General features: G+C 65.6%; 16 protein-coding genes. 9 read left to right on the forward strand and 7 right to left on the reverse strand.

Features of this window, described 5'->3' with window-relative positions; genetic code table 11:
• Nucleotides 1–73: 73 nt before the first annotated feature.
• The 5 genes from ACZ1JV_RS16910 to ACZ1JV_RS16930 all read right to left on the reverse strand — a co-directional run bounded on the left by ACZ1JV_RS16910 (nt 74) and on the right by ACZ1JV_RS16930 (nt 9,832).
• On the reverse strand, nt 74–2,155 hold the full coding sequence (locus ACZ1JV_RS16910) for a proprotein convertase P-domain-containing protein (protein WP_465152472.1): 2,082 nt from the start codon (nt 2,153–2,155) through the stop codon (nt 74–76).
• The gene (locus tag ACZ1JV_RS16915) at nt 2,152–7,236 is read right to left on the reverse strand and encodes a hypothetical protein (RefSeq protein ID WP_465152473.1); all 5,085 of its coding nucleotides are present in this window, start codon (nt 7,234–7,236) and stop codon (nt 2,152–2,154) included. The genes ACZ1JV_RS16910 and ACZ1JV_RS16915 overlap by 4 nt, the downstream gene beginning before the upstream one ends.
• 18 nt (nt 7,237–7,254) lie before the next feature.
• Entirely contained in the window at nt 7,255–8,301 is a 1,047-nt protein-coding gene (locus tag ACZ1JV_RS16920; RefSeq protein WP_465152474.1) for a hypothetical protein, read from the reverse strand.
• A 71-nt stretch (nt 8,302–8,372) separates the two neighbouring features.
• A complete protein-coding gene (locus ACZ1JV_RS16925) occupies nt 8,373–8,843 on the reverse strand; it encodes a hypothetical protein (RefSeq protein WP_465152475.1) in 471 nt (156 codons plus the stop codon).
• 14 nt (nt 8,844–8,857) lie between these two features.
• Complete coding sequence (locus ACZ1JV_RS16930; RefSeq protein WP_465152476.1) at nt 8,858–9,832, reverse strand: hypothetical protein; 975 nt, start codon at nt 9,830–9,832, stop codon at nt 8,858–8,860.
• Between the two features lie 175 nt (nt 9,833–10,007).
• On the opposite strand from ACZ1JV_RS16930, the gene ACZ1JV_RS16935 reads away from it, so the two are divergent.
• Nucleotides 10,008–10,616, forward strand: coding sequence for a helix-turn-helix transcriptional regulator (locus ACZ1JV_RS16935; protein ID WP_465138271.1), 609 nt, complete (start codon nt 10,008–10,010; stop codon nt 10,614–10,616).
• Between the two features lie 24 nt (nt 10,617–10,640).
• Here the strand turns inward: ACZ1JV_RS16935 and ACZ1JV_RS16940 are convergent, their stop codons facing one another.
• Entirely contained in the window at nt 10,641–11,003 is a 363-nt protein-coding gene (locus ACZ1JV_RS16940; RefSeq protein ID WP_465152477.1) for an Hpt domain-containing protein, read from the reverse strand.
• 171 nt (nt 11,004–11,174) lie between these two features.
• Between ACZ1JV_RS16940 and ACZ1JV_RS16945 the strand changes: the two genes are divergently transcribed.
• Both ACZ1JV_RS16945 and ACZ1JV_RS16950 read left to right on the forward strand, forming a co-directional pair.
• Nucleotides 11,175–14,444, forward strand: a complete 3,270-nt coding sequence (locus ACZ1JV_RS16945) for a CHASE domain-containing protein (RefSeq protein WP_465152478.1) — start codon at nt 11,175–11,177, stop codon at nt 14,442–14,444.
• Nucleotides 14,445–14,576: 132 nt separating this feature from the next.
• Nucleotides 14,577–15,566 (forward strand): aldo/keto reductase, encoded by a 990-nt coding sequence (locus ACZ1JV_RS16950; RefSeq protein ID WP_465152479.1) that lies wholly within the window; start codon nt 14,577–14,579, stop codon nt 15,564–15,566.
• A gap of 14 nt (nt 15,567–15,580) precedes the next feature.
• On the opposite strand, the gene ACZ1JV_RS16955 is transcribed toward ACZ1JV_RS16950, so the two are convergent.
• Nucleotides 15,581–16,477 carry a LysR family transcriptional regulator gene (locus ACZ1JV_RS16955; protein WP_465152480.1) on the reverse strand — a complete coding sequence of 299 codons (897 nt, stop codon included), beginning with the start codon at nt 16,475–16,477 and terminating at the stop codon, nt 15,581–15,583.
• Between the two features lie 127 nt (nt 16,478–16,604).
• Between ACZ1JV_RS16955 and ACZ1JV_RS16960 the strand changes: the two genes are divergently transcribed.
• The 6 genes from ACZ1JV_RS16960 (at nt 16,605) to fabI (ending at nt 23,348) form a co-directional block, all read left to right on the forward strand.
• Nucleotides 16,605–17,645: an NAD(P)-dependent alcohol dehydrogenase gene (locus ACZ1JV_RS16960; RefSeq protein WP_465152481.1), complete on the forward strand. Its 1,041-nt coding sequence runs from the start codon at nt 16,605–16,607 to the stop codon at nt 17,643–17,645.
• 172 nt (nt 17,646–17,817) lie between these two features.
• Nucleotides 17,818–19,293 (forward strand): efflux transporter outer membrane subunit, encoded by a 1,476-nt coding sequence (locus tag ACZ1JV_RS16965; RefSeq protein ID WP_465152482.1) that lies wholly within the window; start codon nt 17,818–17,820, stop codon nt 19,291–19,293.
• Nucleotides 19,294–19,295: 2 nt separating this feature from the next.
• Nucleotides 19,296–20,624, forward strand: a complete 1,329-nt coding sequence (locus tag ACZ1JV_RS16970) for an efflux RND transporter periplasmic adaptor subunit (RefSeq protein WP_465152483.1) — start codon at nt 19,296–19,298, stop codon at nt 20,622–20,624.
• A gap of 10 nt (nt 20,625–20,634) precedes the next feature.
• Nucleotides 20,635–21,369: an ABC transporter ATP-binding protein gene (locus ACZ1JV_RS16975; protein ID WP_465152484.1), complete on the forward strand. Its 735-nt coding sequence runs from the start codon at nt 20,635–20,637 to the stop codon at nt 21,367–21,369.
• Nucleotides 21,369–22,577, forward strand: coding sequence for an ABC transporter permease (locus ACZ1JV_RS16980; protein ID WP_465138280.1), 1,209 nt, complete (start codon nt 21,369–21,371; stop codon nt 22,575–22,577). The genes ACZ1JV_RS16975 and ACZ1JV_RS16980 overlap by 1 nt, the downstream gene beginning before the upstream one ends.
• Nucleotides 22,578–22,598: 21 nt before the next feature.
• Entirely contained in the window at nt 22,599–23,348 is a 750-nt protein-coding gene (gene fabI, locus ACZ1JV_RS16985; RefSeq protein ID WP_465152485.1) for an enoyl-ACP reductase FabI, read from the forward strand.
• Nucleotides 23,349–23,354: the final 6 nt, after the last annotated feature.

The following is a 23,354-nucleotide window of genomic DNA, read 5'->3' on the forward strand; positions in this document are numbered from 1 at the left end:
TTGCTTCGCTACGCTCGTAATGACGAAGAAGGTTCGTCCGGTGGCCTTGGCAAGCAAGGCGCTGCCTGCGAGGTCAATTCACCGTCGTATCGAACCGGATCGCGAAGCTGGTTCCCGCCGCCAGCGTGGGCGCGCTCGCCTTGACGGTGCCTGAGGCATAGGAGGCACCATAAGGGTCGCTCTCATCGCTGCCCGTATCGTTGTCGTCTTCCGCCGTGGTCGCGCTGGCGCAGTCGCTGCCGGACGTGATGCTGCCCGCCACGTAAGTGAGCGTTGCAGGGATCGGATCGGACGCAGTGACGCTGGTGGCCGCGCTGCTGCCGGTATTCGCGACGAGGATGCAGTACCGCACCGTCGCGCCGGGGATCGCCTTGGGATTGTTCGTCCCGCTCACCGGATCGCTGACCACCGAACTGGTCTTGGAAACGGCCAATGTCGTGCTCGGGCGGCAGAAGGTGATGTCGTGCAGGGCGATGGCCTGCTGGCCGGGATCGCTGGGCGCCAGGGAATGGTTGCCATAGCGGATGACGATGGTGTCGATCGGCTGCGAGAAGGTGACGGTGACGGTGCCGTCCGCGCTGGCATCGTCGCTGAGGCCGTCACCATAGGCGCTATTGCCGATCACGTAGTTGGACACGCCGTTGGTCAATGTAGGGGTAACGGTAGAGCCGTTGTAACGGCCCTCCACGGTCACCTTGTCGGCAAACTGGCCGGAATAGTAGTCGACGTCGAAGATCTTGAACTGCGCTCCGGGCAAGGCGGTGGGCAGGGTGATCGTGGTCGTCGCCTCCGCACTCACGCTGGGCATGTTGACCATTTCGAACAGCGCATAGTCGTTGAGCCCGCCGTTGACGACGTTCTGCCGCACCGGCGATTGGCCGCCGTAGGTCGAACTGCTGAGCCACGTGCCCTGATTGGTCAGCGCGAAGCTGATCGTGCCCAGCGTGTCGAAGGAATAGGAATTGCTGGTGCTGCCCGCCGTCCAGGCGCGGTTGCTCCAGTCGAACACCACCGATCCCGCCGTACAGGAAAGCGCGGGCGGCGTGCCGGCCACGCGGCTGCCGGTGACGGTCAGCGTGGCGCTGGCATAGTCGTCCTCGCCAGTCGCGCCGTTGCCGGGGGTGGAGTCCGGGTCGCTCTGGTCGCTGGCGGTGATCTCCGCCGTGTTGGTGAGCGTGGCGCCTGTACTGGCGTTGACGGTGCCGGTTATGTCCAGAGTGACGCTGGCGCCGGGGGCGACCGATCCCACCGTCCACACGCCGGTCGCGGCATTGAAGGAGCCGGTGCCGTTCGAAGAGACATAGGTGAAGCCGTCCGGCAGCGTGTCGGTGACTTTCACATTGGTCGCAGTGTCGGTGGAGGTGCTGGCGTTGGTCACCGTCAGGCGGAAGGTCGCAAGGCCGCCGGCGGTCGGGCTGCTGGTGAGCAGTGTGTTGGCCAGCGAAAGGTCCGCGCCCTTGGCATCGAATCCGAGACCCGACAGCACGATGTACTGCGCATTGGGGTTCGCCGTGCCGGAGACGGCATAGCTGTTGTAGACGATGCGGATGCGCTTCACGGCCTGGGTGCCGAAGTCGAAAGCGATATTGCCGCGGTTCTGTGCGTTGGTGCTTGCGGCATTGCCATACCAGCCCGTCGACGTGCTGGTGACCGCGCTGCCGTCCGTCCAGTACGATGTGCCCGCCGCATTTACGAAAGTGCCGTTGCCGGTGTCGTAATAGACCGTCACCGCGTCCTGATTGTAGGTGCTGCCGCTGCCCGTCTCGCGGTCCACATCGGCCAGCGTGAAGGCAAGGCCGGTCACGCTGCGGCCCAGCGTGATGTCCATGGTGATCTTGTTGTTCGCATCGAAGCGCGATGCATCGAAGTTCAGCAGCAGCGTCGGGCTGACGCTACCGATCGAAGGCGTGTTGTAGACCACATAGTTGCTGTAGCCGGAGGCGACGGCGAAAGTGCCCGATCCGCCCACTGTGGTGCTCCAAGCGGTGCTGACGGTGGTGCCGTCGCTGGCGGTCATCGACGTGGACGTGCCCACCGATCCGCCATTGGACACACCAAGGCTCGACCATGCAGCGGTTGCGCTCTGTGCCTGCGCGGTGCCGGCCAACAGCAGCGCGGCCAATGCGGCGAAGAGGATGAGCAGGCGCGCGTTCATCGGCCCAGCCCCAGGAAGCCCAGACTGTTCTTGTCGAACTTGGCGCGAAGGGTGGCGAACACGCCCTTGTTGGTGCTGCGCGCCGCCGAATAGTCGCGGTCGCGGAAGCCGGTGACGTTGTAGCCGATGGTCAAGAGCATGTCCTGCGTGGGCACTACGCTGATCTGCGGGCCGACCGCGAAGCGGGTGGTATGTTCGGAGAAGGCCCGGCGCACAGTGGCTGTGCCGCCCACGGAAATGCGGTTTCCGATGCCGATACCCAGATCGAGGCCTGCGACGGCGGTGAAGCCGGCCAGATCGAAATCCTCGTAACGGTCAAAGCTGTAGCGCCCCCCCACGAACAGGCCCAGCTCCATGCGGTGGACCATGCTTTTCCCTACCCCACCATTAACCAACTTTGCGTTAACCAAACTGAGCGGCGACCAGTTGGTGGATAGGCTGGCGAGCAGGCGGCGCGCGGTCGCATTGTCGCTGGCGGAAAGCGCGCTGTTGCCAGCCGCATCGGAATTGCCGCCGGTGCCCACGACCGTTCGGTCACTGCGGTATTCCAGCTTGGCAAGCGCGGCGAAGGGCGATTCCGCCGGGCGGTGGGCGAGCGAAATGGCGGCGTCGGTCACTTCGCTCATGGTGCCATCTTCCGCCTTCGCGTGCGTCCAGGTCACGCCGGAGCCGACCACGCTGCCTTCGCCCAACTGGCGGATCGCGCCGAAGGTCAGGCCCTTGCGGTCGGTCACTTCGCCGTCGCGCCATTCGGCGCGGCCGGTGATCGACCAGCGCTCATGCCGCCATGCCACGCCGAAGGTGAGGGCGGTGAAATCCTCGAACAGCAGCGCGTCGGATGTACTGATCTGGCCGCCGCTGGTGACGGGCTGGAACTCGTTGATGATCTTCGAAGCGGATACGCCGCCCACCGTGCGGTTGCCGTCCACGGTGGCGTCCAACGTCAGGCTCTTGCTCACCGGCAGGCTTTGGGCAAGGCCATAGGCGGCGAAGGCGCGGTTGCCGTATTCGCCAATGTCCTGAAAGCCCATGCCGCCCGAAACGCGCGCATTGGTCCATGCGGCGGTCTCGAACCCGCCCTTCAGCGTGCGCGCGTTGATGGCATCACCCAGCGCGATTTCGTAGCTGGCGGTCGCGCGAATATCCTGCGTCACCGCATAGCGCAGGCCAAGGCGGTGGCGGGTGGGCAGGTCGATCGAATCCGTGCGGGCCAGCGGCATGCTGGAATCGGCGGACAGTTCCAGCCGATTGCCCAGCAGGCGGCGGGTCGCGCCGAATTCCAGAACGGCGGAATTGCCATCGGTGCCGTCCGCCAGATGATCGGCCAGCGCGGTTATGCCGGCGCGCAGATCGGTCTGGCCGTTGCGCCAGTTGAACTGCGCCTTCACGGCATCGCGCCGGGCGGCGTCGGTCAGGCTCTCGTCGTGCCAGGCGCTAGCGGTGAGGCTGAGGCCCTCGGCAAAAGTGTAGCGCCCGTCCACGCCGAACTTGCGGCGGCCGCGCTCGGCAATGGACTGCTGGTTGGTGCCGTAGTCGGCATCGATCGAGCGGGCATAGGCCAGCATATCCAGCTTGCCGGTGTGGTGCTCCACTTCGACCAGCCATGCCTCTGACGTCTGCTCGTTCGCGCGGCTGGCGGCCAGTTCGGCGCGCAGTTCGGACCGGGGGCCGAAGCGCAGGCGTGCATCGACCGCGCCGATCTCGGTATGCGTGTCTCCATCGCGGTCGGATATGGCCGAGGCGCCGAGGCGCAGCGCGCCGTTCGCTAGCGTCACGTCGCCGCGCAGGCCCGCATTCCACTGGCCATGGTCCAGATTGCTGTCCACTTCGTAGTCGACGACGATGAAGCGCGGGTTCAGGTCGGAATCGCGGCTGAGCACCGGCGACTTGAACGTGATCGTGCCCGAGACCAGGTCCACATCGTAATCGAGGTAACGCGTCAGCGGCGTACTCTCCACCACCAGTTCGGAGCGGAAGCGGTCGCGCACGACCAGCGTCACCGTTTCGCTATTGGCGACGATGGCCTTGGACGAAAGGCTGTAGGGCCCGGAAATGCCCGCGCCCTGAATCTCGTCATGGCGGTGGCTGGTCTCGATCTTGGCGGCGAAGCCCTGCACATGGACTGCGCCCAGCCGCCCTTCCGCCTTGGCGCCGGTGGCGGTGCGGACGTAGCGGGCAAGCTGCGTCTGGTCGAAGCCCGTGTCGATATCGCCGTAGATCGCATAGAACGTGTGGCTTTCGACACGCACGTAGAGCTTGTCGCGGCTGGCGGCATCGAAGCGGCGGGTCGAGCCGTCGGCGAAGACCGTGTAATAGGCCTTGGGATCGATGGTGCCCAGCAGCACCTGATCGTCGCGCTGCTTGGCGCTGTCATAGGCGGCGGTGACAAGGAAGCTGCCGAGCACGCGGCCCTTGGCATAGAAGGCGGTGCGGGCGTGCTTGCCAAGATCGCTGTCGAACGTGCCGCTCTGCTGCATGGCGTCGGCGATGGACTGCGAACCGACTGTGCCTTCGGTAAGGCCCACCAGCGTCCATTTCTGGTCGCCCGGAACCACCCAGCCTTCGAGGTCCTGCGTGCTGGAAACTTCGCCGTCCGCGAAGGTAAAAGTCAGGTGCAGCGGGCCGGAGACCATGGTGGGCGCGAGTTCGACAAGGGCAACGCCGTCATCGCCCTCGACCGTCCAGGTGGGCGAAGTGCTGCCGGATCCGCTGAGTTGCCGCTGCTGCATCCGCTCGATGGCGGCAGCGCTTTCGTAGGGCGCGTTGATCGAAAGCGTGCCGGAAACGCCCGCCCGCACCGGGTTGCCCTTGCGGTCGGTCAGGCGCAGCGCGATCACCGGGCGCGATCGGCCATCGGCGACAAGGTGAGACCGCTCGCGCAGGATCTGCGCATGGGCGGGCGCGGCAGCGAAATGTACGTCGCGGGAGAGTTCTGCGGCGACGGAGCCATCGGCATTGCGCACGGTCGCGGCCAGATGCGTCACTTCGCCGTCCAGCGGCACGCCGCGCCAGATACTGACGGCATAGCGGCCATCGGCGGACTTCTTCACGCCATCGAAGCTGAGCGCGGGCACTGCCTTGCCGGCGGCGGTGAGGTCCACCTTCTGGCCGGGCTTGTGGCGGATCACCACGCGGATGGCAGGCGCGCGCGGGTTGTGATCGGGCGCGGGGAATAGAAAGTCGATCGGGCCGTCACCCATCGCCAGCCAGTCGACGCCGCCGCCTGCGGCCTTGGCATCGTCGAGCACCGGTGCGCCGTCTGGAGTGGGTTCGGTCGGCACAGCAGTCTTGGTATCGACGGGCGCGGGCAGGGCGCTGGCGGGCACCACGGCATAGAAATCGGCAGTGACGAGGCTGCCGCCCTGACCGATGGCAAACAGCGAGTTCGCCTTGCCCGCATTGCGCACCGAGCTGCGGCAATCGACGAAATGGCCGCCTGCGGGCAGTGTATCGGGCTCTGCCTGAACTACGTGCGTGCCGGGCACGAGGCCCTCGAAGTGGAAACGGCCATCGGCGTCGGTAACGGCGAAGCTGCCGTCTTCCAGCATCACGCGCACGCCCGGAATGCCTTGCCGGCCTGAGGTCACGGTGCAGTCCCCGGCGCTGACGCGGCCGATCACGGTCATGCGCGATCCGATCGTGTCCTTCTCGATCTTCACCACGGCGCTGGCCTTTTCGACGTCGCCGCGCAAGTCGGTGGTTTCGGCAAGGTTCAGCGCTTGTCCCGCCGGCGCATCGCCGCGCACGCTCATCGCGTAGACGACCGTGCGGGTGCCGCCGGCAGGAATCGCGGCGAGGTTGATCGTCAGGCGGCTGCCATCGGCGGCGATGCTCACCGCGCTGTTCTCCGGCTTCGCTCCGTCGACGCGGATCGACGACTTGCGAAGGCGCAGCCATGCCGAGGGCGTATCGACCAGAACCACGCCGGATTTGGCGCGGCCGGCGTCGGAATTGCGCACGGTGACGGTGTAGAACACCACATCGCCCGGATTGGCACTGGCGCGCGAGGCGGTCTTGGTCAGCGAAACCGCATTCTCGGCACCGTCGACCGGGATGTCGACGCGCACCGGCGCGGGAGAGGACAGCGTCACCACGCCGCCGAAGGAGGCGTCCTCGATCACCATCGTGTTGCCGTCCGGCCGCGTGAACGTAGCCAGCACCGTGCGCGCGACGGTTGAGGGCGCGGTGTAGCCTTCGGGCGGTTCGATCTCCAATCGGTAGCGGCCCAGCGGCGCCAGCGGGAAGCGGTACTCACCCGCATCGAATGCGTAAGTGTTGCCCGCGCCATCGGTCACCGGCTCGCCCGAAACCACCGTGGAGGGCCAGGTGGTGACACCGTCATCGGCATAGACGGTGGCGGGCAGGCCGGTGTCCGCATTGATCAGCGTGATCCGCGCGCCGGTCACGGCCGCGCCGCTCTCGCTGTCGAACACCATGCCGTAGGGATCGGCCAGTACGGCGACCACGGTGCTGGCGATGGTCTTGTGCGTGGTGGCGGAGTTGTAGGCGATGGTGATCGTATCGTCGTTGGCGACGCTGAGGCGGCAGTCATTGGCCTTGGGTGAAGGCGGGATCGCGGTGGTGGGGATCGATCCAGCGAAGACGCCCGTATTGGCGCCGGTTTCGTAGATCGTGATCTCTTCCGCGTCGCCCTGCGAGGTGGTGAGGGTGACGGTGATCGCATCGATGGTCGAGGCGTCCAGATTGGCGCTGGCCGCCTCGATCCGGATCACCAGATCTTCCCCGATGTGGAAGGTCTTGGCGCTGGCAATGGCGGTCAGCGTGGAGGCTGTCGCGGTGCGCACAGTGGCGGAGAGTTCGGTGCCGCCGCAAGTGGATGCGGAGAGCGGCGTCGACAGCGAGGAGGATGAGACCGGGCGATAGGTCTGGATCGTCGCGATGGTTTGCACGACGTCGAAGCTGACTTCGTTCGAACGGACCGCGCCGGTTGCCCCCTCATGCACCCAGCTTGCATCGGCGATATTGGAAACGGTGGCGGCCTCGGCAGGCTGGACGCAGGCAAGCGACAGCAGCGCCCCGAAGGACGCTGCTGCCCGCTTGAAGGTCGTCCAGAAGTGCACCCGGCGCCCCAGTTGCCGTCAGTTGATCGTGGCCTGGAAGACCAGCGTGCGGGTGACGCCCGCCGCGATATCCGAAAGCGTGCCGGTGACGGTATTGCTCGCGAACGTGCCGCCCGCCGTGCCGTCCGCATTGCAGGTGCTGCCGGTGACGGTGCCGTTCAGCTTGATCGAGCTGGTGACGTAGGTCACGTTCGTGGGCAGCGGATCGTTCACCGCAATATTGGTGGCCGTGGCGCTGCCGCTCGCATTGGCGACGGAGATGCAATACTCGATCGTCGCGCCGGGAATGGCCTTGGGATTGGTGCTGCCGCTGACCGGATCGCTGACCACGCGGCTGGTCTTCAGCACGGTAAGCGCGGCGGCACTGACCTTGTAATCGTCCTTGGCAGAGAAGGCACCGTCATTGGCCGCATCGGTCGCGCCCGCCGCGTCCGCCAGAACGGTGTCGACGCCGCTGGTGTTGGTTGTGCTGGTGGTGAGCGCCGCGCCCATCGAGTTCGCGGTGCCGCCCGCGCGCGCCGTGGCGGTGAGCACGACGGTGGCGATGTCGCCGGTCACTTGCGTTGCGGGGATGTCCATCACCACGAAGATCGTCTTGGCGCCATCGGTCGCCAGTTCGTCCAGATAGGTGACCTGCGTATCGGCTGCAGTGAACACGCCGTCGCCATTGTCGACGTAGATCTTGAGGTTCGAACCGTCGAAATTGTCCGTGCCGCCCCAGGCCGCGCTGCCGCCCGATTGCTGCGCAGCAGTCAGTGCGAAATCGAGTGTGTCGTTCGACAGGTTGGTGACCTTGAAAGTCGAAACCGCCTGGACCTGACCCGGCGAGACGACCGTGGCCGAACTGCCGACTTCGGTGACGGTAACGTTGACCTTGCGGTCGACCGTGAACGTGTCCGACGCAGTCTTGGACGTCTGCGCGACGCCGCCGACCTGATAGCCGACCGTCACGGTGTTCTGGATGGTGGAGCCGGCCGTGGTCCCCGTGGCGAAGGCGGGGCTGGAGCCGAGCGCGACGAGCGCAAGCGAGCTCACCGCACCCAGCAGCGTGCTGGTGCGTGTCATGAACGAAGTTCCTTCAAGTATGATGGGCCGCGCCTACCCCCGCCCGCAGCCCGTGGCGGAAATCTGCCGGGTCAGCGGACCACGGCGTGATACTCCAGCGCGCCGGCGGCGCGGGGCGCGAGGTGCGCCAGCGTCCAGCGGATATGCGTAACGTCTTCAAGCTGCGCCGCGCGGCGTGTTCCCGCTGGGTCGGCGACGGTCAATTGTGCGAGCTTTCCGAAGGACTTGCCGCCATCCACCGACACCTCGAAACCGCTGTCTTCGGCGGCAAGGCGGACGGGGGCGGGCAGCGGATTGGTGACGACGAAGTTGTCGACCGGTTTGTCGCCGTCGTTGCTGTAGCGCGTGGTGAACAACAGCTTGTCACCGGGGACGACCGTGGTCGGCGGGGCGAGCACGGTCTTCGTCGCGCCGTTTTCGGTTACGGCCTTTTCGACCTGAACGTCACCCTTCAGCGAGACCGGCTCGGCCGCCGAAGCAGTGCCGGCCAGCGAGAACCCGAGCGAGAGAGCGGCGACGGATGCGAGAATGGTGCGGTTCATCGCTTTGGCGACCCTTATTGGATAGTGACGTTGAAAGTGACGGTATGCGTGCTGCCGGCGGCGGCAGTGCCGACCAGCACGTCGATGCCGCTGGCAGAGGCCTTGCCCGCGTCCGCATCGGCGGCGTCGCTGAGGGTGGCGGTGTCCAGCTTCAGGGTGCCGGCGGTGTAGGTGGTGCCGGTGGGGATCACGTCGGTCAGGCGCAGGTCGGTGATCGAACCGCTGCCGCCGATGGTGGCGACCAGCTTGTATGTCACTGTGGAGCCCGGAACCGGTTGGGTGCCGCCGAAGGGATCGGCGATGATGGCTGACTTGACGAGGCCGACCGTGGCGACGCTGGCGACCAGCGATCCATTGGCATTGGCGCCGGCACCGGAAGCGCCGACCACCGCATCGCCGCCGCCCTGGCCCTTGCCGGCGTAAGTGGTGCCCGGCGTGCCGCTGCCGGTAACGGCGCTGGCGGCAAGGTTCACTTTGCTGGTCTGGGCATCGGCCATGGCCGAAGGGCCGGTGACGATGACGAAGAGCGTGAGCGACTTGTCCTGATCGACCGAAGGCGTCGCGGTGCCGGACGGCAGCACGGTATCCACCCCGGCATCGTAAACGCCATTGCTGTTGCTGTCGTAGGCGATCGAGCTGACCGTCGCGGTGAACTGGTTGCCGGAAACCGTGGGGTTGGCGGTAAGGTTGAATGCCTCGGGCCCGTTGCCGGTATTGGTCAGCTGATAGGTCAGCACCGCGCTGCCCGATGAGATCGACACCGGCGCGCTGTCCTTCGACACCAGCGTCACGTCCAGCAGTTCGTCAACCTTAACGGTCACCGTGTTCGAATCCACCGTGCGGGTGGCGGTGCCGGTGGTAAAGCTGGCCGAAGCGGTGTTCTGGATCAGCGTTCCTGCCGCAACATTTGCTGCATGCGCCTGCTGCGCGGCAAGTGCCGCTGCAAGGACGGCAAGGCTGGATACAATACGGGTTTGCGCGTAGGTCATGCCTATCGAGGTGAACCGGTCTGGTTAGCGAAACCTTTCCATTCGCTGGCCGTCATACCAAGGTATGCAATCGTTACTGGATCGAACATACTTTCGGATGTAAAGCACGATTTGGGGGCAGATTCTCGCGGTCTACGGGGCAGTTGCGCGAGAAGCGAATACTAGGGGGGCCTACTTGATTCGACATCTGATCATTGCCGACGACCACCCGATTTGCGTTTCGGCGTTAACCGCGGCTGTTCACGCAGTTGACAGTTCCATCCAGGTTCGCACGGCGGAAACGCTTGGCGAAATTCAGGATTTGCTGGCGACGGAAAGCTTCGACGCGCTGCTGCTGGATCTGGCGCTCAAGGACTGTCAGGGCCTTGCCAACCTTGCGGCAGTGCAGGCCGTCGCGCCGCGCCTGCCGGTGTTGGTGGTCAGCGGAAACGCGGCCTCCAACCTGCCGGCCAAGGCGGCGATGCTGGGTGCGCGGGGCTTCCTGAACAAGACCGCACCGCTGGCGGAGATGAAATCGGCCATCGCCGTCATCCTGGAAGGCGGAACCTGGTTCCCGGCGCGCGAAGAGCAGGCGGAAAGCCTGACGGGTCGCCTCTCTCCGGCGCAGCTTCGCGTGATGGCGGAACTGGCGCAGGGCAAATCGAACAAGCTGATCGCCTACAGCCTTGGCCTTACCGAACCGACGATCAAGTCGCACCTTTCGGCGATCTATCGCGCGCTGGGCGTGCACAACCGTTCGCAGGCGCTGCTAACCTTGCGTCAGGGGGCTGACGAGGCGGCCTGAAGGCTCGTCTTCAGGCGGCAGCGGTTATTCTGGAAAGCGGCGGGCGATCCAGTCGCCCGTCTCGCGTGCCGTGGCCACCAGCAGTGCGAGTGACGGCGCATCGGCGGGCAGGCCGCTTTCCGGCATGTCCATCTTTTCCAGCGTCTCCGCCGCGCGGGCAAGGCGGATGGCGGAAAGGTTGAACGCCGCGCCCTTCAGGCCATGGGCCAGCCGTCGCGCCCGTTCCGGCTCCCGCGATGCGACCGCTGCGGCAATCGCCCAAGCCTCGTCCATCACCGTTGCCGCGAAGGCATGGAAGATCGGCACCAGCCGTTCGTCGCCCAGCATATCGAGCGATTGGGCCAATTCCGCTTCGTCGATAAGCGGCGCTTCGGCGGTCTCCAACATGATCGAACTCCAGCGCGACATGTCCGGCGGCTGCATTCGCGCGCCAGATCGTTCCATTTTGCGACACCATGTCATTCAGTTCGGCACTGTCGACCGGCACGGCGATGATAGCCGGGGAAAACCGCTCTGCAACCGGGAAGGCGCGACCCGAAATCGCGGTACGGATCGGTCATGACGGGCATGGCTCGGTTTCTTTCGCGCAGCAGGGCGTCCGGTGGTTCGTATAGGGCCGGCTCGGGTGCCTCGCCGAGCGTCACGCTCGCGCGGATCGCGGCGCTGGCCGCGGCCTATGCGCTGGGCGGCGCCATCGGGCTCGATCTGGCGATTCCGCCCGGTTACGCGACGCTGGTCTGGCCGGCTTCGGGGATCGCGCTGGCTGGACTGCTGGCCTGGGGCCGGCGCTGCTGGCCGGGCGTCTGGCTCGGTTCGATGGCCATCAACCTCTGGCATCAGCTGGCAAGCGGCACGGGGGGCGGCGAATTCGCGCATATCTCGCCCGCGCTCTCCATCAGCACGGCGGCGATCGTGGGGCTTGGCGCCAGTTTTCAGGCCGGGCTCGGCGCCACGCTGCTGCGGCGCTGCTTCATGGCGGGTGTGGAACTGACCGCCATCCGGCGTACGGCGGCGTTTCTGGCCCTTGTCGTCTTCATACCCTGCGTGATCGCGGCGAGCACGGGCGTCACCGCGGTGTCGCTGGAAGGGCAGATCGATACGGCGCTGGCGCTGCGCAACTGGTGGACGTGGTATCTGGGTGACGTCCTGGGCATTTTCGTCGTGCTGCCCATGCTGCTGTTCTCGGCCCGATCGCCCGTGCCGCTGCGCTGGCGAGGGCGGCCCATGCGCGGGGTGACCGCGATCGTGGCGATCTGTCTGGCGTTGTCCATCGGCATGACTTTCACGCTGTGGAAGCACAGTGCGGAACAGCAGTTCGCCCGCACCCACGCCAGCTTCTTCGCACTGACCAACGAAACGGAGCGGGCGCTGGATCGCCGTTTCGAAATCTATGCACAGGCACTGGACGGCGCGGCAGGCGTGCTCACCGTCAATCCGGAGATGGATGAGCGGCGCTGGGCCAACTACGTTGCGGCTACCGGCATCAGGCGGCATCTGCCGGGCATGCGCGGCATCGGCACGATAGAGGCGGTATGGCCGGAAGATCTACCGCGATTGGCCGCCAACGCCGTGCGGGACACTATGCCGCTGCCCACGGTTCCGCCGGGGAGTGCCCGTTCCGAACATTTCATGGTGACTCTGGTAGCGCCGCTGGAGCCGAACCGCAGGATCTATGGTCTCGATCTCGGTTTCGAGAAACACCGGCGGGAGGGGCTGGAACAGGCGCGCCGTACCGGCGAACTGACGATGACGGCGCCGGTGTCGCTGCTGCAGAACCGTCCGCCCTCGTCCGGATTCCTGTTGATCCAGCCGCTCGGCCGATCCGCCCATGGTCATGATGGGGAAAAGAATGGCTTCCGCTGGGTCTATGCGCCGATCGGGGTGAACGAAATCTTCGCCGGGCTCACGTCGCGGCAGGGGCAGGACTTTGCGCTGGAAGTGTTCGACGGCGATCGCGCCGATCCCGCGCACCTGCTCTACTCAGCCGGTGCGGAGGCCATAGACGGCGATCCGCAGTTCGTGCGGCTGGCCAATGTCGATGTCGCCGGGCGGCATTGGACTCTGCGCTGGACCAGCCTGCCGCCGTTCGAGGATCGTACACTTTCGAACGAGCCGCTCAGCGTGCTGCTGGGCGGCGGTTTGGTCACAGTGCTGCTCGGCTTGCTGCTGGGCCACTTCGTCCGCCGCGAGGGGACGATCTCGCGCGAGGTGGACCGTGCCACCGGCGAAGTCGCCCGGGTTTCCGAGCAGCGCCGGTTGGCGGTGGAAAACCTCAACGAAAGCAATCGCCTGCTGATGCTTGCGGAAGCGACATTCCATGTCGGTCATTGGCGGCTGGATTTCGCATCGAACAAGCTGCTGTGGTCGGAAGAATTGTTCCGCATCCACGGGGTGGAACCGGGCGAGACTCCTTCGGCTCAGGAGGTTCTGGGCTATTATGTGGAGGAGGATCGCCCGATCGTTGCCGGTGCGATCGCTGCCGCGCGTGAGCATGGCACCCCGTGCCGCTTCGCCGCCCGCATGCACCGCGCCGACGGGTCGCTGCGCCATGTGGAAGTGGTGGCGCATGTCGAACCGGACGATATGGGCCGTCCCGCCGGGCTGTTCGGCGTGCTGGCGGATCGGACCGAGGAATCCGTGCTGCGCAACGAATTGCTGCGCACCCGGGACGAGGCGCGCGCTGCCGCCGATGCGAAGACGGCGTTTCTGGCCAATATGAGCCATGACATCCGCACGCCGATGAACGCGGTGCTGGGCTTCGCCGAACTGCTTCACCGCGCGGAACTGCCGGTGGAGCAGCACCGGCAGGTGGAAGTGATCCTGGATTCCGGGCGCAACATGATGAGCCTGCTGAACGACATCCTGGACCTGTCGAAGATTGATGCCGGCCGTCTGGAACTGGTGGAGCGCAATTTCGATGTTCGCGATCTGCTGGCCGGATCTGTCGAGCTGTTCCGCCAGACGGCTGCGGACAAGGGCATCGCGCTGCAACTCACGCTGGATCCGGCGGTGCCGCAATGGATCCGGGGGGACAAGCTGCGCCTGCGCCAGATTCTGGACAATCTGCTGAGCAATGCGCTGAAATTCACCGAAGCCGGCACGGTCACGCTGGCGGTGCGGGTGGAGCGGGAAAGCGGCGCGCGGCGACTGCTGATGGCGGTCAGCGATACCGGCATCGGCATCGCGTCCGACCGGCAGCAGCGCATCTTCGACGGTTTCACGCAGGCCGATTCCACTATCCACGAGCGCTTCGGCGGTACCGGCCTGGGCCTTGCGATCTGCGCGCGGCTGGCGGCTTTGATGGGCGGCGCGGTAACGGTGGAATCTGTTTCGGGGGAGGGCGCTACTTTCGCCCTGCGCCTGCCGCTGCGGATGGGCTTCGGCGAATCCGGCACGGAAGAGGCGGAGGGCGAGGAACTGGAACTGGCCGGACGCGTGCTGGTGGCGGAGGACAATCAGGTCAACCGCATGGTCGCGGCCGCCATGCTGGACCGGTTGGGCGTCCCCCACGATTTTGCCGAGGACGGCGAGGAGGCGGTCGCCCGGATCATGGCCGCGCGTGGGGAGGACGATCCCTATGCGCTGGTCTTCATGGACATCCAGATGCCGCGCATGGGCGGGCACGAAGCGGCGCGCGCCTTGCGGGAGGCAGGCATCGGCGCGGACGAGCTGCCGATCGTGGGCCTTTCGGCGAATGCCTTTCCGGAGGATACCGTGGCCGCACTGGCCGCCGGGATGCAGGCGCACCTCACCAAGCCGCTGCAACTGGAGGCACTGGCCGGCGTGCTGCGCGAATTCGCGGGCGAGGTTCTGCGCACCGCGTCCTGACGGCATGTATCATTGATGAGCGGCGCTCATGGCTGCTTGCCGATTGTCCCGACTTATCGCCATGAGCCATAGCGCTTAGATTTGCGGCGTTCCCGGGGCTTGCCCCGGGCGCATCACGTGAAAGGATTTCGCATGAAGACGCGCAAACTCGGCAGCATCGGGCCGGAAGTCTCGGCTATCGGCTTCGGCTGTATGGGGCTGGATTTCGGATACGGGACCAAGGTTCGCAAGGAAGACGGCGTGGCGCTGATCCGCGCCGCCGTCGATCGCGGCGTCACCTTCTTCGACACTGCCGAAGTCTACGGCCCCTACACCAACGAGGAAATGGTGGGCGAGGCGTTGCGCCCGCTGCGCGACCGGGTGGTGATCGCCACCAAGTTCGGCTTCAACATCGTCGACGGCGGGATGCAGGGGCTGAACAGCCGGCCGGAGCAGATCCGCGCGGTTGCCGATGCCTCGCTCAAGCGGCTGGGCATCGATGTGATCGACGTGTTCTACCAGCACCGTGTCGATCCCGACGTGCCGATCGAAGATGTGGCGGGAACCGTGAAGGACCTGATCGATGCTGGCAAAGTACGCTGGTTCGGCATGTCCGAACCGGGCGCCGAAACGGTGCGCCGCGCCCATGCGGTGCAGCCGGTGGCGATGCTGCAGAACGAATATTCGATGTGGACGCGCGGGCCGGAAACCAACGGTATCCTCGCTACGTGCGAGGAACTGGGTATCGGCCTCGTCCCTTATTCGCCGCTGGGCAAGGGCTTCCTGACCGGGGCGATGAATGCCTCCACCGAACTGGCCGAAGGCGATTTCCGTTCCCGCCTGCCGCGCTTCACGCCCGAAGCGATGGCGAAGAACCAGGCGCTGGTGGACCTGCTGAAGCAAGTGGGCGAAGCCAAAGGCGCCACGCCGGCGCAGATCGCGCTGGCATGGCTGCTTTCGCAGAGGCCCTGGATCGTGCCGATCCCCGGCACCACCAAACTGCACCGGATGGAAGAGAACGTCGGTGCTGCCGATGTGGAGCTTTCGGCGGATGAACTGGCAGAGCTTCAGATCGCCGCCGATGCCATCGTCGTCGAAGGCGATCGCTATCCGCCCGCACTGATGGCCACCGTCGGCCGCTGATCCGCCCCGCTTTCTCAGCCGCCGCGATAGCGCAGCGCGTCCACCAGCAGGCGGAACGCTGCGGAGGATTGGCGGCGGCTGGGATAGTAGAGGTGATAGCCGGGGAAGGGCTGGCACCAGTCTTCCAGCATCGGCACCAGTTGCCCGGCGTCCACATAGGGCCGGGCATAGGATTCCATCATGAAGGCGATGCCTACACCGTCCAGCGCGGCCTTCATGATCATCGGCATCGAATTGAAGGTCAGTTGCCCATCCACCCGCACGTTAAGCGCGCGGCCGTCCCGTTCGAACTCCCAGGCGTAGAGATTGCCGCGTGTGCGGAAACGCAGGTTGATGCACTGATGACCGGAAAGGTCGTGCGGGGTTTCCGGCATCCCGCGCTGGGCGATATATTCGGGCGCGGCATAGGGCACCAGTCGCATCTCCGGCCCGATGCACACGGCGATCATGTCCCGCGCGACGGACTCGCCAAGGCGGATGCCGGCGTCGAACCGGTCGGCAACGATATCCGCCAGTCCGGAATCGACGCTGACTTCCACGTTAATCTCGGGATAGCGCTCCAGAAAGGGTTTGAGCGAAGGCCAGAGCAGCTCGTGCGCTGCATGCTCGGTGGTGGTCAGCCGGATCGTGCCGGCAGGCCGCTCACGCAATTCGCTGATCGTGGTCAGGCTCTGGTCGATTTCCTGGAACGCGGGGCGCAGGCTGGCCAGCAGGCGTTCGCCCGCCTCGGTAGGTGCGACGCTGCGCGTGGTGCGGGCCAGAAGGCGCACGCCAAGGCGCGCCTCCAGCCGGCGGATCGTGTGGCTCAGCGCAGACTGCGAAGTGCCCAGTTTCGCGGCGGCGCGCGTGAAGCTGCCTTCGTCGGCCACGGCGATGAAGGCGATCAGGTCGGCCATGTGTTCGCGTTGCATTCATGAAGCCCTATCATGATTGCATTGAGATTTCCTCCCGTTTTCGTTTGGCCTGCGCGACCCTATAAAGACAATGCTGCATTGCGGCACTTCTCTCCCCCGCGTTATCTCCCTCCAAGGAAATTCCATGAAGACAATCGGCTATGCCGCCCAGTCTCCCGAGACTCCGCTTGCCCCCTACGAATTCGATCGCCGCGACCTGCGCGCGAACGATGTCGCCATCGAAATCCTCTACTGCGGCGTCTGCCATTCGGACCTGCATACCGCCCGCAACGATTGGGGCGGCAGCGTCTATCCGATCGTTCCCGGCCATGAGATCGTCGGCCGCGTTACCGCCGTCGGCCCCGAAGTCAGCCGCCACGCGGTAGGCGATACCGTCGCCATCGGTTGCCTGGTGGACAGCTGCGGCCACTGCGACCAGTGCGAGCGCGATCACGAAAACTACTGCCGCAACGGCTGGGTGGGCACCTACAACGGCCGCGACAAGGTGACCGGCGACATCACCCAGGGCGGTTACTCGCGCGATATCGTCGTGCGTGAGGAATTCGTGCTGACCATGCCCAAGGGGCTGGACGTGGCCAAGGCCGCGCCGCTGCTCTGCGCCGGCATCACCACCTATTCGCCGCTGCGCGAATGGAATGTGGGCGAAGGCAGCCGCGTCGGCGTGATCGGCCTTGGCGGGCTTGGCCACATGGCGGTGAAGCTGGCCGCAGCCATGGGCGCGGACGTTACCGTGTTCAGCCGCTCGCCCGGCAAGGAGAAGGACGCTTTGGAACTCGGCGCCGCACGCGTGCTGATCTCCAGCGATGAAGAGGCGATGAAGGCGGCTGCCAGCAGCTTCGACTTCATCATCGATACGGTGCCGGTGAAGCACGACCTGAACCCCTACCTGCCGCTGCTGGACGTGGACGGCAGCCTGGTGCTGGTCGGCCAGATCGGCCCGGTGGATGAGCCGATCACCACGCCGCTGGTCTTCGGTCGCCGCCGCATCGCCGGTTCGCTGATCGGCGGCGTTGCCGAGACGCAGGAGATGCTCGATTTCTGTGCGGAAAAGAACATCCTGCCGGAAGTGGAGATGATCCGCATGGACGAGATCAACCATGCCTACGAACGCATGGAAAAGTCCGACGTGCATTACCGCTTCGTGATCGACATGAGCACGCTCTGAGCGTTCTTTAGCGATGATCGCGAATGGCCGGCGCAGCGATGCGCCGGCCATTTTTTCGTTGGGGCAACTGATACACGTTGCAACAATTATTCCCGGCCTTTCGCCTTGACCTGAAAGGTAAAACAGGGACATCTTCGCGCCTCCCCCAAAGGACTGATGGAGTCCCGCGAACTTGCGAGCCGCAATCGTCCGAAGCCTTCCGCTTCCGCTGGCCTTCTGTTTTCTCGCCGGATGTACGGTGGGGCCGAACTATGCCCCCAAGAGCGCGGCCGAACTGGGCGTGCCCGATCAATGGTCGGTCACCGCTGCCCCGGCAACGGCGGACCTGACGCGCTGGTGGCAGACGTTCGACGATCCGGTGCTGACCCAGCTTGTCGATCAGGCGGCGGCGTCCAATCTCGATCTGGTGCAGGCGTTGGCCCGATTGCGGCAGGCGCGTGAATCGCTGGTGATCAGCCGCGCGGCGCTGTTCCCCTCCGTCTCCGCATCGGGCAGCATCAACCGGACGGAGCCGCTGAAAGGTGGCGGTACGACGCTGACGCAGCCGGACGGCACCGTGGTCGTGGCGGGCAGCGGCGGCAGCACCAGCTTCTCCATGGGGGCGGACGCCAGTTACCAGCTCGACATTTTCGGCGGCAATCGCCGGCAGGTTGAAGCCAGCAAGGCGCAGTTCGAAGGTTCCGGCTTCGATTACGCCACCACGTTGCTCTCGGTGGAGAGCGAAGTGGCGCGCAACTACATTCTGGTGCGCGGCTATCAGGCCCAGCTGGACAATGCGCGCGCCAGCCTGTCCATTCAGGACGAGAACCTGCAGATCGCGCGCTGGCGCGTGATGGCGGGCCTCGTCTCTTCGCTCGATGAGCAGCAGGCCCGCGCCAGCCGCGCGCAGACGGCGGCGACGATCCCGCAGTACGAGCAGCAATATGCCGCCGCCGTCGCGCGGATCGGCGTCTTGACCGGGCAGGCGCCCGGCGCGCTGCGCTCGCTGCTTGAGGCACCGCAGCCGATCCCCGAAGGCCCGCGCGATCTCAGCGCGGGCATTCCCGCCAATGTCTTGCGCCAGCGGCCCGATGTGCGCTCGGCAGAGCGGAACCTTGCCGCCACCACCGCGCAGATCGGCGTCGCCAAGGCGCAGCTCTACCCGCAGTTCAACATCTCGGCCTCGATCGACACCAATGCCGCCAGCGTCGGCGGCTTGTTCGAAACGATCACCGGCGGCCTGTTCGGCGGGATCAGTCAGGCGATCTTCAACGCCGGGCGTCTCAACGCACAAGTCCGGTCCAGCCGCGCGGCGGCTGACGGGGCGTTCGCGGCCTACAAATCCTCCGTGCTGACCGCTCTTGAGGATGTGGAGAACGCCGTCGTCGCGCTCCAGTCCGCCGAAGCGCGGGAGACGCAATTCGCCGAAGCGCTGGACGCGTCGAACAACTCCGCGCTGCTGGCGCGGATGCAGTACCGATCCGGCCTTACCGACTTTACGACGCTGAATACGCAGGAAGCGGCGCTGGTTTCCGCGCGCAACGGGCTGGTTCAGGCCCATGCCGACCGGGCGACCGCCGTGATCTCGCTCTACAACGCGCTGGGCGGCGGCTGGGATCCGACTGCCGACTATACCGCGCTTGCCAAAAAGCCAGAGGGAACGAACTGAGCATGGCCGACCAGACCCTCGACGAATTCCTCGGCGCGGACAAGCGCCCGATCTGGCAGCGCAAATGGGTTGCCTGGGCCGCGCTGGCGCTGGTGATCGTGCTGACGCTGGTGATCTCGCAATGCTTCGGCGGCGGTGAGAAGGCCAGCTATGCCACCACCAAGGCGGAAAAGGGCAAACTTGTCACCACGGTTTCCGCCACGGGCAAGCTGGCGCCGACCAATCAGGTGACGGTGGGCTCCCAGCTTTCGGGCCTTGTGGTCAAAGTGCTGGTCGATGTGAACGACCGGGTGGAGAAAGGGCAGGTTCTGGCCGAAATCGATCCCGAGCAGATCGAGGACCAGATCCGCCAGTACACCGCGCAGATGAACGCCAATCAGGCGCAAGTTGCGCAGGCAAAGGCGACGCTGGCGGAATCGCAGGCGCAATTGGCCCGGCTTGAGGAAGTGGCGCGGCTTTCGGGCGGCAAGGTTCCGTCGAAGACCGAACTGCAGACCGGCCGCGCCGACGTGCAGCGTGCGCAGGCGGCGGTGAAGACGGCGGAGGCCAATGTCGAGGCCGCCCGCGCCACCCTCGCGCAGAGCCAGACCCAGCGTTCCCGCGCGCTGATCGTCTCGCCCGTGTCCGGCGTGGTGCTCGCGCGTGAGGTCGATCCCGGCCAGACCGTCGCATCTTCGTTCAACACGCCGACGCTCTTCGTGATTGCCGAGGATCTCAGCAAGATGAAGCTGGAAGTCGCCATCGACGAGGCGGACGTGGGCACGGTGCGGGAAGGGCAGGGCGCGAACTTCACGGTCGATGCCTTCCCCGGCCAGACCTTCCCGGCGAAGATCACCCGCGTGGAGATCGGTTCGAACCAGACGGTGTCTTCGGCGACGTCTTCCAGTTCATCGACGACGACCAGCACCAGCGGACAAGTGGTGTCCTACGCGGCCGACCTTTCGGTCGCCAACGAGGACTTGCGTCTGCGTCCCGGCATGACCGCGACGGCGGAGATCGTGACTTCGGACAAGAGTGATGTGTTGCTGATCCCCAACGCGGCGCTGTCCTATGCGCCTGATTCCGGCGGCACGGCCAAGAAGTCCGGAGGCGGCGTTACGTCCGCGATCGGGTTCCGTCCGCCCCGGCGCGGCGGTCAGGCGACGACCAAGAGCGCGACGCTGGAACGCGGATCGCGCCGCACGATCTACGTGCTGGGCGCGGATGGCAAGCCGCAGGCGATCGAGATCGTGACCGGATCGACCAATGGCCAGCAGACCGAAGTGACCGGCGGCGACCTGAAGCCGGGAATGCAGGTCATCACCGGCCAGCTCGCCTCGGCCGGAAGCTGAGGCCGGAACGATGGCCGAAATCGGGCCGATCATCTCCCTGCGCGGGATCACCAAGGTGTTCGGCACCGGAGAGACCGCGTTCCGCGCGCTGAAGGGCGTGGATCTGGACATTGCGGGCGGCGATTTCGTGGCCATCATGGGGCCTTCCGGCTCCGGCAAGTCGACGATGATGAACATCCTCGGCTGTCTGGATGTCGCCAGCGGCGGGCAATATCTGTTCCACGGCCACCATGTGGAAACGCTGGATCGCGATCAGCGCGCATTGCTGCGGCGCAAGCATCTGGGCTTCGTGTTTCAGGGCTTCAACCTGCTGGCGCGCACGTCCGCGCTGGAGAACGTGGAACTGCCGCTGCTCTATCGCGGCGATGCCAAGCACGACCGCCGCCGCATGGCGCTGGAAGCGCTGGACCGAGTTGGCCTTGCCGATTGGGCAGGCCACACGCCGGGCGAGCTTTCGGGCGGACAGCAGCAGCGCGTGGCGATTGCGCGTGCCATCGTCACCAATCCCGAGGTGCTGCTGGCGGACGAGCCGACCGGCAACCTGGACAGCCAGCGCTCGGTGGAGATCATGGAGTTCCTCACCAAGCTCAACCGCGATTCCGCGATCACCGTCCTGATGGTGACGCACGAGCCGGACATGGCCGAGTATGCGCGGCGGATCGTCCACTTCAAGGACGGGCTGATCGACCGGATCGATCAGGGCAATGCCGCGGCAAACGGGGCCGAGAGCGGAGTGACGGGCTGATGCTGGGCACGATCTTCCTTCTCGCCCTGCGTTCAATCCGCCGTCACGTGCTGCGTTCGTTGCTGACGATGCTGGGCATCGTCATCGGCGTGGCGGCCGTGGTCTCGATGGTGACGCTGGGCAAGGCGACGACGGCTGCCGTGACACAGCAGATCGCGGCGCTGGGCACCAATATCCTGCAGGTACGCCCCGGGCAGGGCTTCGGCCGCGGCGGCGGCGGGGCCACGCCGCGCGATTTCGAACTTTCCGACATTATCGCCATCCGCCAGCAGGTGGGCGGGGTGACCGCGGTGGCGCCATCGGTATCCTCCAGCGCAACGGCCATTTACGAGGGCGCGAACTGGTCCACCACGATCAACGGCACTACGTCGGACTACTTCAAGATCCAGCCCTGGCCGCTCAAGGAAGGACGCCTGTTCTCGGAGGATGAGGAAACCGCCGGCAAGGCCGTCTGCATCATCGGTTCCACCGTGTCGAAGAACCTGTTCGGCAATGCCGATCCGGTGGGCAAGCGGTTCCGCATGGGCGACGTCAGCTGCGATGTCATCGCGCTGCTCAGCACCAAGGGTCAGGCCGGTTTCGGCGGCGATCAGGACGATACCGTGATCATGCCGCTGAAGACGGTGCAGCGGCGTTTTCTGGGCACGACCACGATCCGCACCATCCTGGTCGGCGTGGACGACGATTATTCCAGCGAGCAGGTGCAGTCCACGCTGACCAACCTGCTGCGCGAACGCCGCCGGATCACGGCCGGCAAGGAAGACGATTTCAACATCTTCGATACCAAGCAGATTTCCGACACGCTGACGCAAACCACCTCGATGCTGACCAGCATCGTTGCGGCGGTGGCGGCGATCAGCCTGGTGGTGGGCGGGATCGGCATCATGAACATCATGCTCGTCTCAGTGACGGAGCGCACGCGCGAGATCGGCATCCGCCTCGCCATCGGCGCGGTGGCGAGCGAGGTGTTGCTGCAATTCCTTGTAGAAGCCATCGTACTGTCCTGCCTTGGCGGGCTGATCGGGCTGGTGCTGGCGCAACTGGTGGTGGCGGTGGCGGTGCCATTGATGAGCGTGCCGTGGATATTCGATCCCGGCGTCAACATCGGCGCTTTCCTGGTTTCGGCGGCGATCGGCGTGATCTTCGGCTATTTCCCGGCCCGCCGCGCGGCGAGCCTCAACCCCATCGATGCGCTTCGTCACGAATAGGCCTAGCGAAGGAGGCGGTATATGCGCGGACTGATCGTGGGCATGGCGAACGACCAGTCGCTGGCATGGGGCTGCGCAGAGGCGTTGCGCGCGGCCGGGGCCGAACTGGCGATCACCTACCAGAACGAGAAGGCGCGCCGCTTCGTAGAGCCGCTGGCGCAGGAACTGGAGGCACCGATCTTCCTCCCGCTCGACGTTACCGACCCGGAGCAGACCGCCGCGCTCTTCGCGGACATCGCGCAGCGCTGGGGCGGGCTGGACTTCCTGCTCCACTCTATCGCTTTCGCGCCCAAGGAGGACCTGCACGGCCGCGTGGTGGACAGTTCGGTGGAAGGCTTCTGCATGGCCATGGACGTGTCCTGCCACTCGCTGATCCGCCTTGCGCGCCATGCGGAGCCGCTGATGCGGGAGGGCGGCTCGATCCTGACGATGAGCTTCTACGGCTCCGAAAAAGTCGTGCCGGGTTACGGGCTGATGGGGCCGGTCAAGGCTGCGCTGGAATCAAGCGTGCGCTATCTGGCGGAGGAATTGGGGGCTCAGGACATCCGTGTGAATGCGGTTTCTACGGGTCCGGTGCGCACCCGCGCCGCCTCCGGCCTGTCGCATCTGGACGAACTGATCCGACTTGCCTCGGACAAGGCGCCGCTGCACCAGTTGGTGACGATTGAGCAGATCGGCCACATGGCGGCCTTCCTGCTCGGCCCCAAGGCCCGGTTCGTCACCGGGCAGACCATCTACGTGGACAGCGGTTATAACGCAGTCGGCGGGTAGGCTGTT

It is taken from the genome of Novosphingobium sp. BL-S-19, assembly GCF_055521675.1.

Excerpts from the sequence above, each read along its gene's own strand:
- ACZ1JV_RS16910 (WP_465152472.1), bottom strand. The coding sequence starts at position 2,155 with ATGAACGCGCGCCTGCTCATCCTCTTCGCCGCATTGGCCGCGCTGCTG.
- ACZ1JV_RS16920 (WP_465152474.1), bottom strand. The coding sequence starts at position 8,301 with ATGACACGCACCAGCACGCTGCTGGGTGCGGTGAGCTCGCTTGCGCTC.
- ACZ1JV_RS16925 (WP_465152475.1), bottom strand. The coding sequence starts at position 8,843 with ATGAACCGCACCATTCTCGCATCCGTCGCCGCTCTCTCGCTCGGGTTC.
- ACZ1JV_RS16930 (WP_465152476.1), bottom strand. The coding sequence starts at position 9,832 with ATGACCTACGCGCAAACCCGTATTGTATCCAGCCTTGCCGTCCTTGCA.
- ACZ1JV_RS16940 (WP_465152477.1), bottom strand. The coding sequence starts at position 11,003 with ATGTTGGAGACCGCCGAAGCGCCGCTTATCGACGAAGCGGAATTGGCC.
- ACZ1JV_RS16945 (WP_465152478.1), top strand. The coding sequence starts at position 11,175 with ATGACGGGCATGGCTCGGTTTCTTTCGCGCAGCAGGGCGTCCGGTGGT.
- ACZ1JV_RS16950 (WP_465152479.1), top strand. The coding sequence starts at position 14,577 with ATGAAGACGCGCAAACTCGGCAGCATCGGGCCGGAAGTCTCGGCTATC.
- ACZ1JV_RS16955 (WP_465152480.1), bottom strand. The coding sequence starts at position 16,477 with ATGCAACGCGAACACATGGCCGACCTGATCGCCTTCATCGCCGTGGCC.
- ACZ1JV_RS16960 (WP_465152481.1), top strand. The coding sequence starts at position 16,605 with ATGAAGACAATCGGCTATGCCGCCCAGTCTCCCGAGACTCCGCTTGCC.
- ACZ1JV_RS16970 (WP_465152483.1), top strand. The coding sequence starts at position 19,296 with ATGGCCGACCAGACCCTCGACGAATTCCTCGGCGCGGACAAGCGCCCG.
- ACZ1JV_RS16975 (WP_465152484.1), top strand. The coding sequence starts at position 20,635 with ATGGCCGAAATCGGGCCGATCATCTCCCTGCGCGGGATCACCAAGGTG.
- ACZ1JV_RS16980 (WP_465138280.1), top strand. The coding sequence starts at position 21,369 with ATGCTGGGCACGATCTTCCTTCTCGCCCTGCGTTCAATCCGCCGTCAC.
- fabI (WP_465152485.1), top strand. The coding sequence starts at position 22,599 with ATGCGCGGACTGATCGTGGGCATGGCGAACGACCAGTCGCTGGCATGG.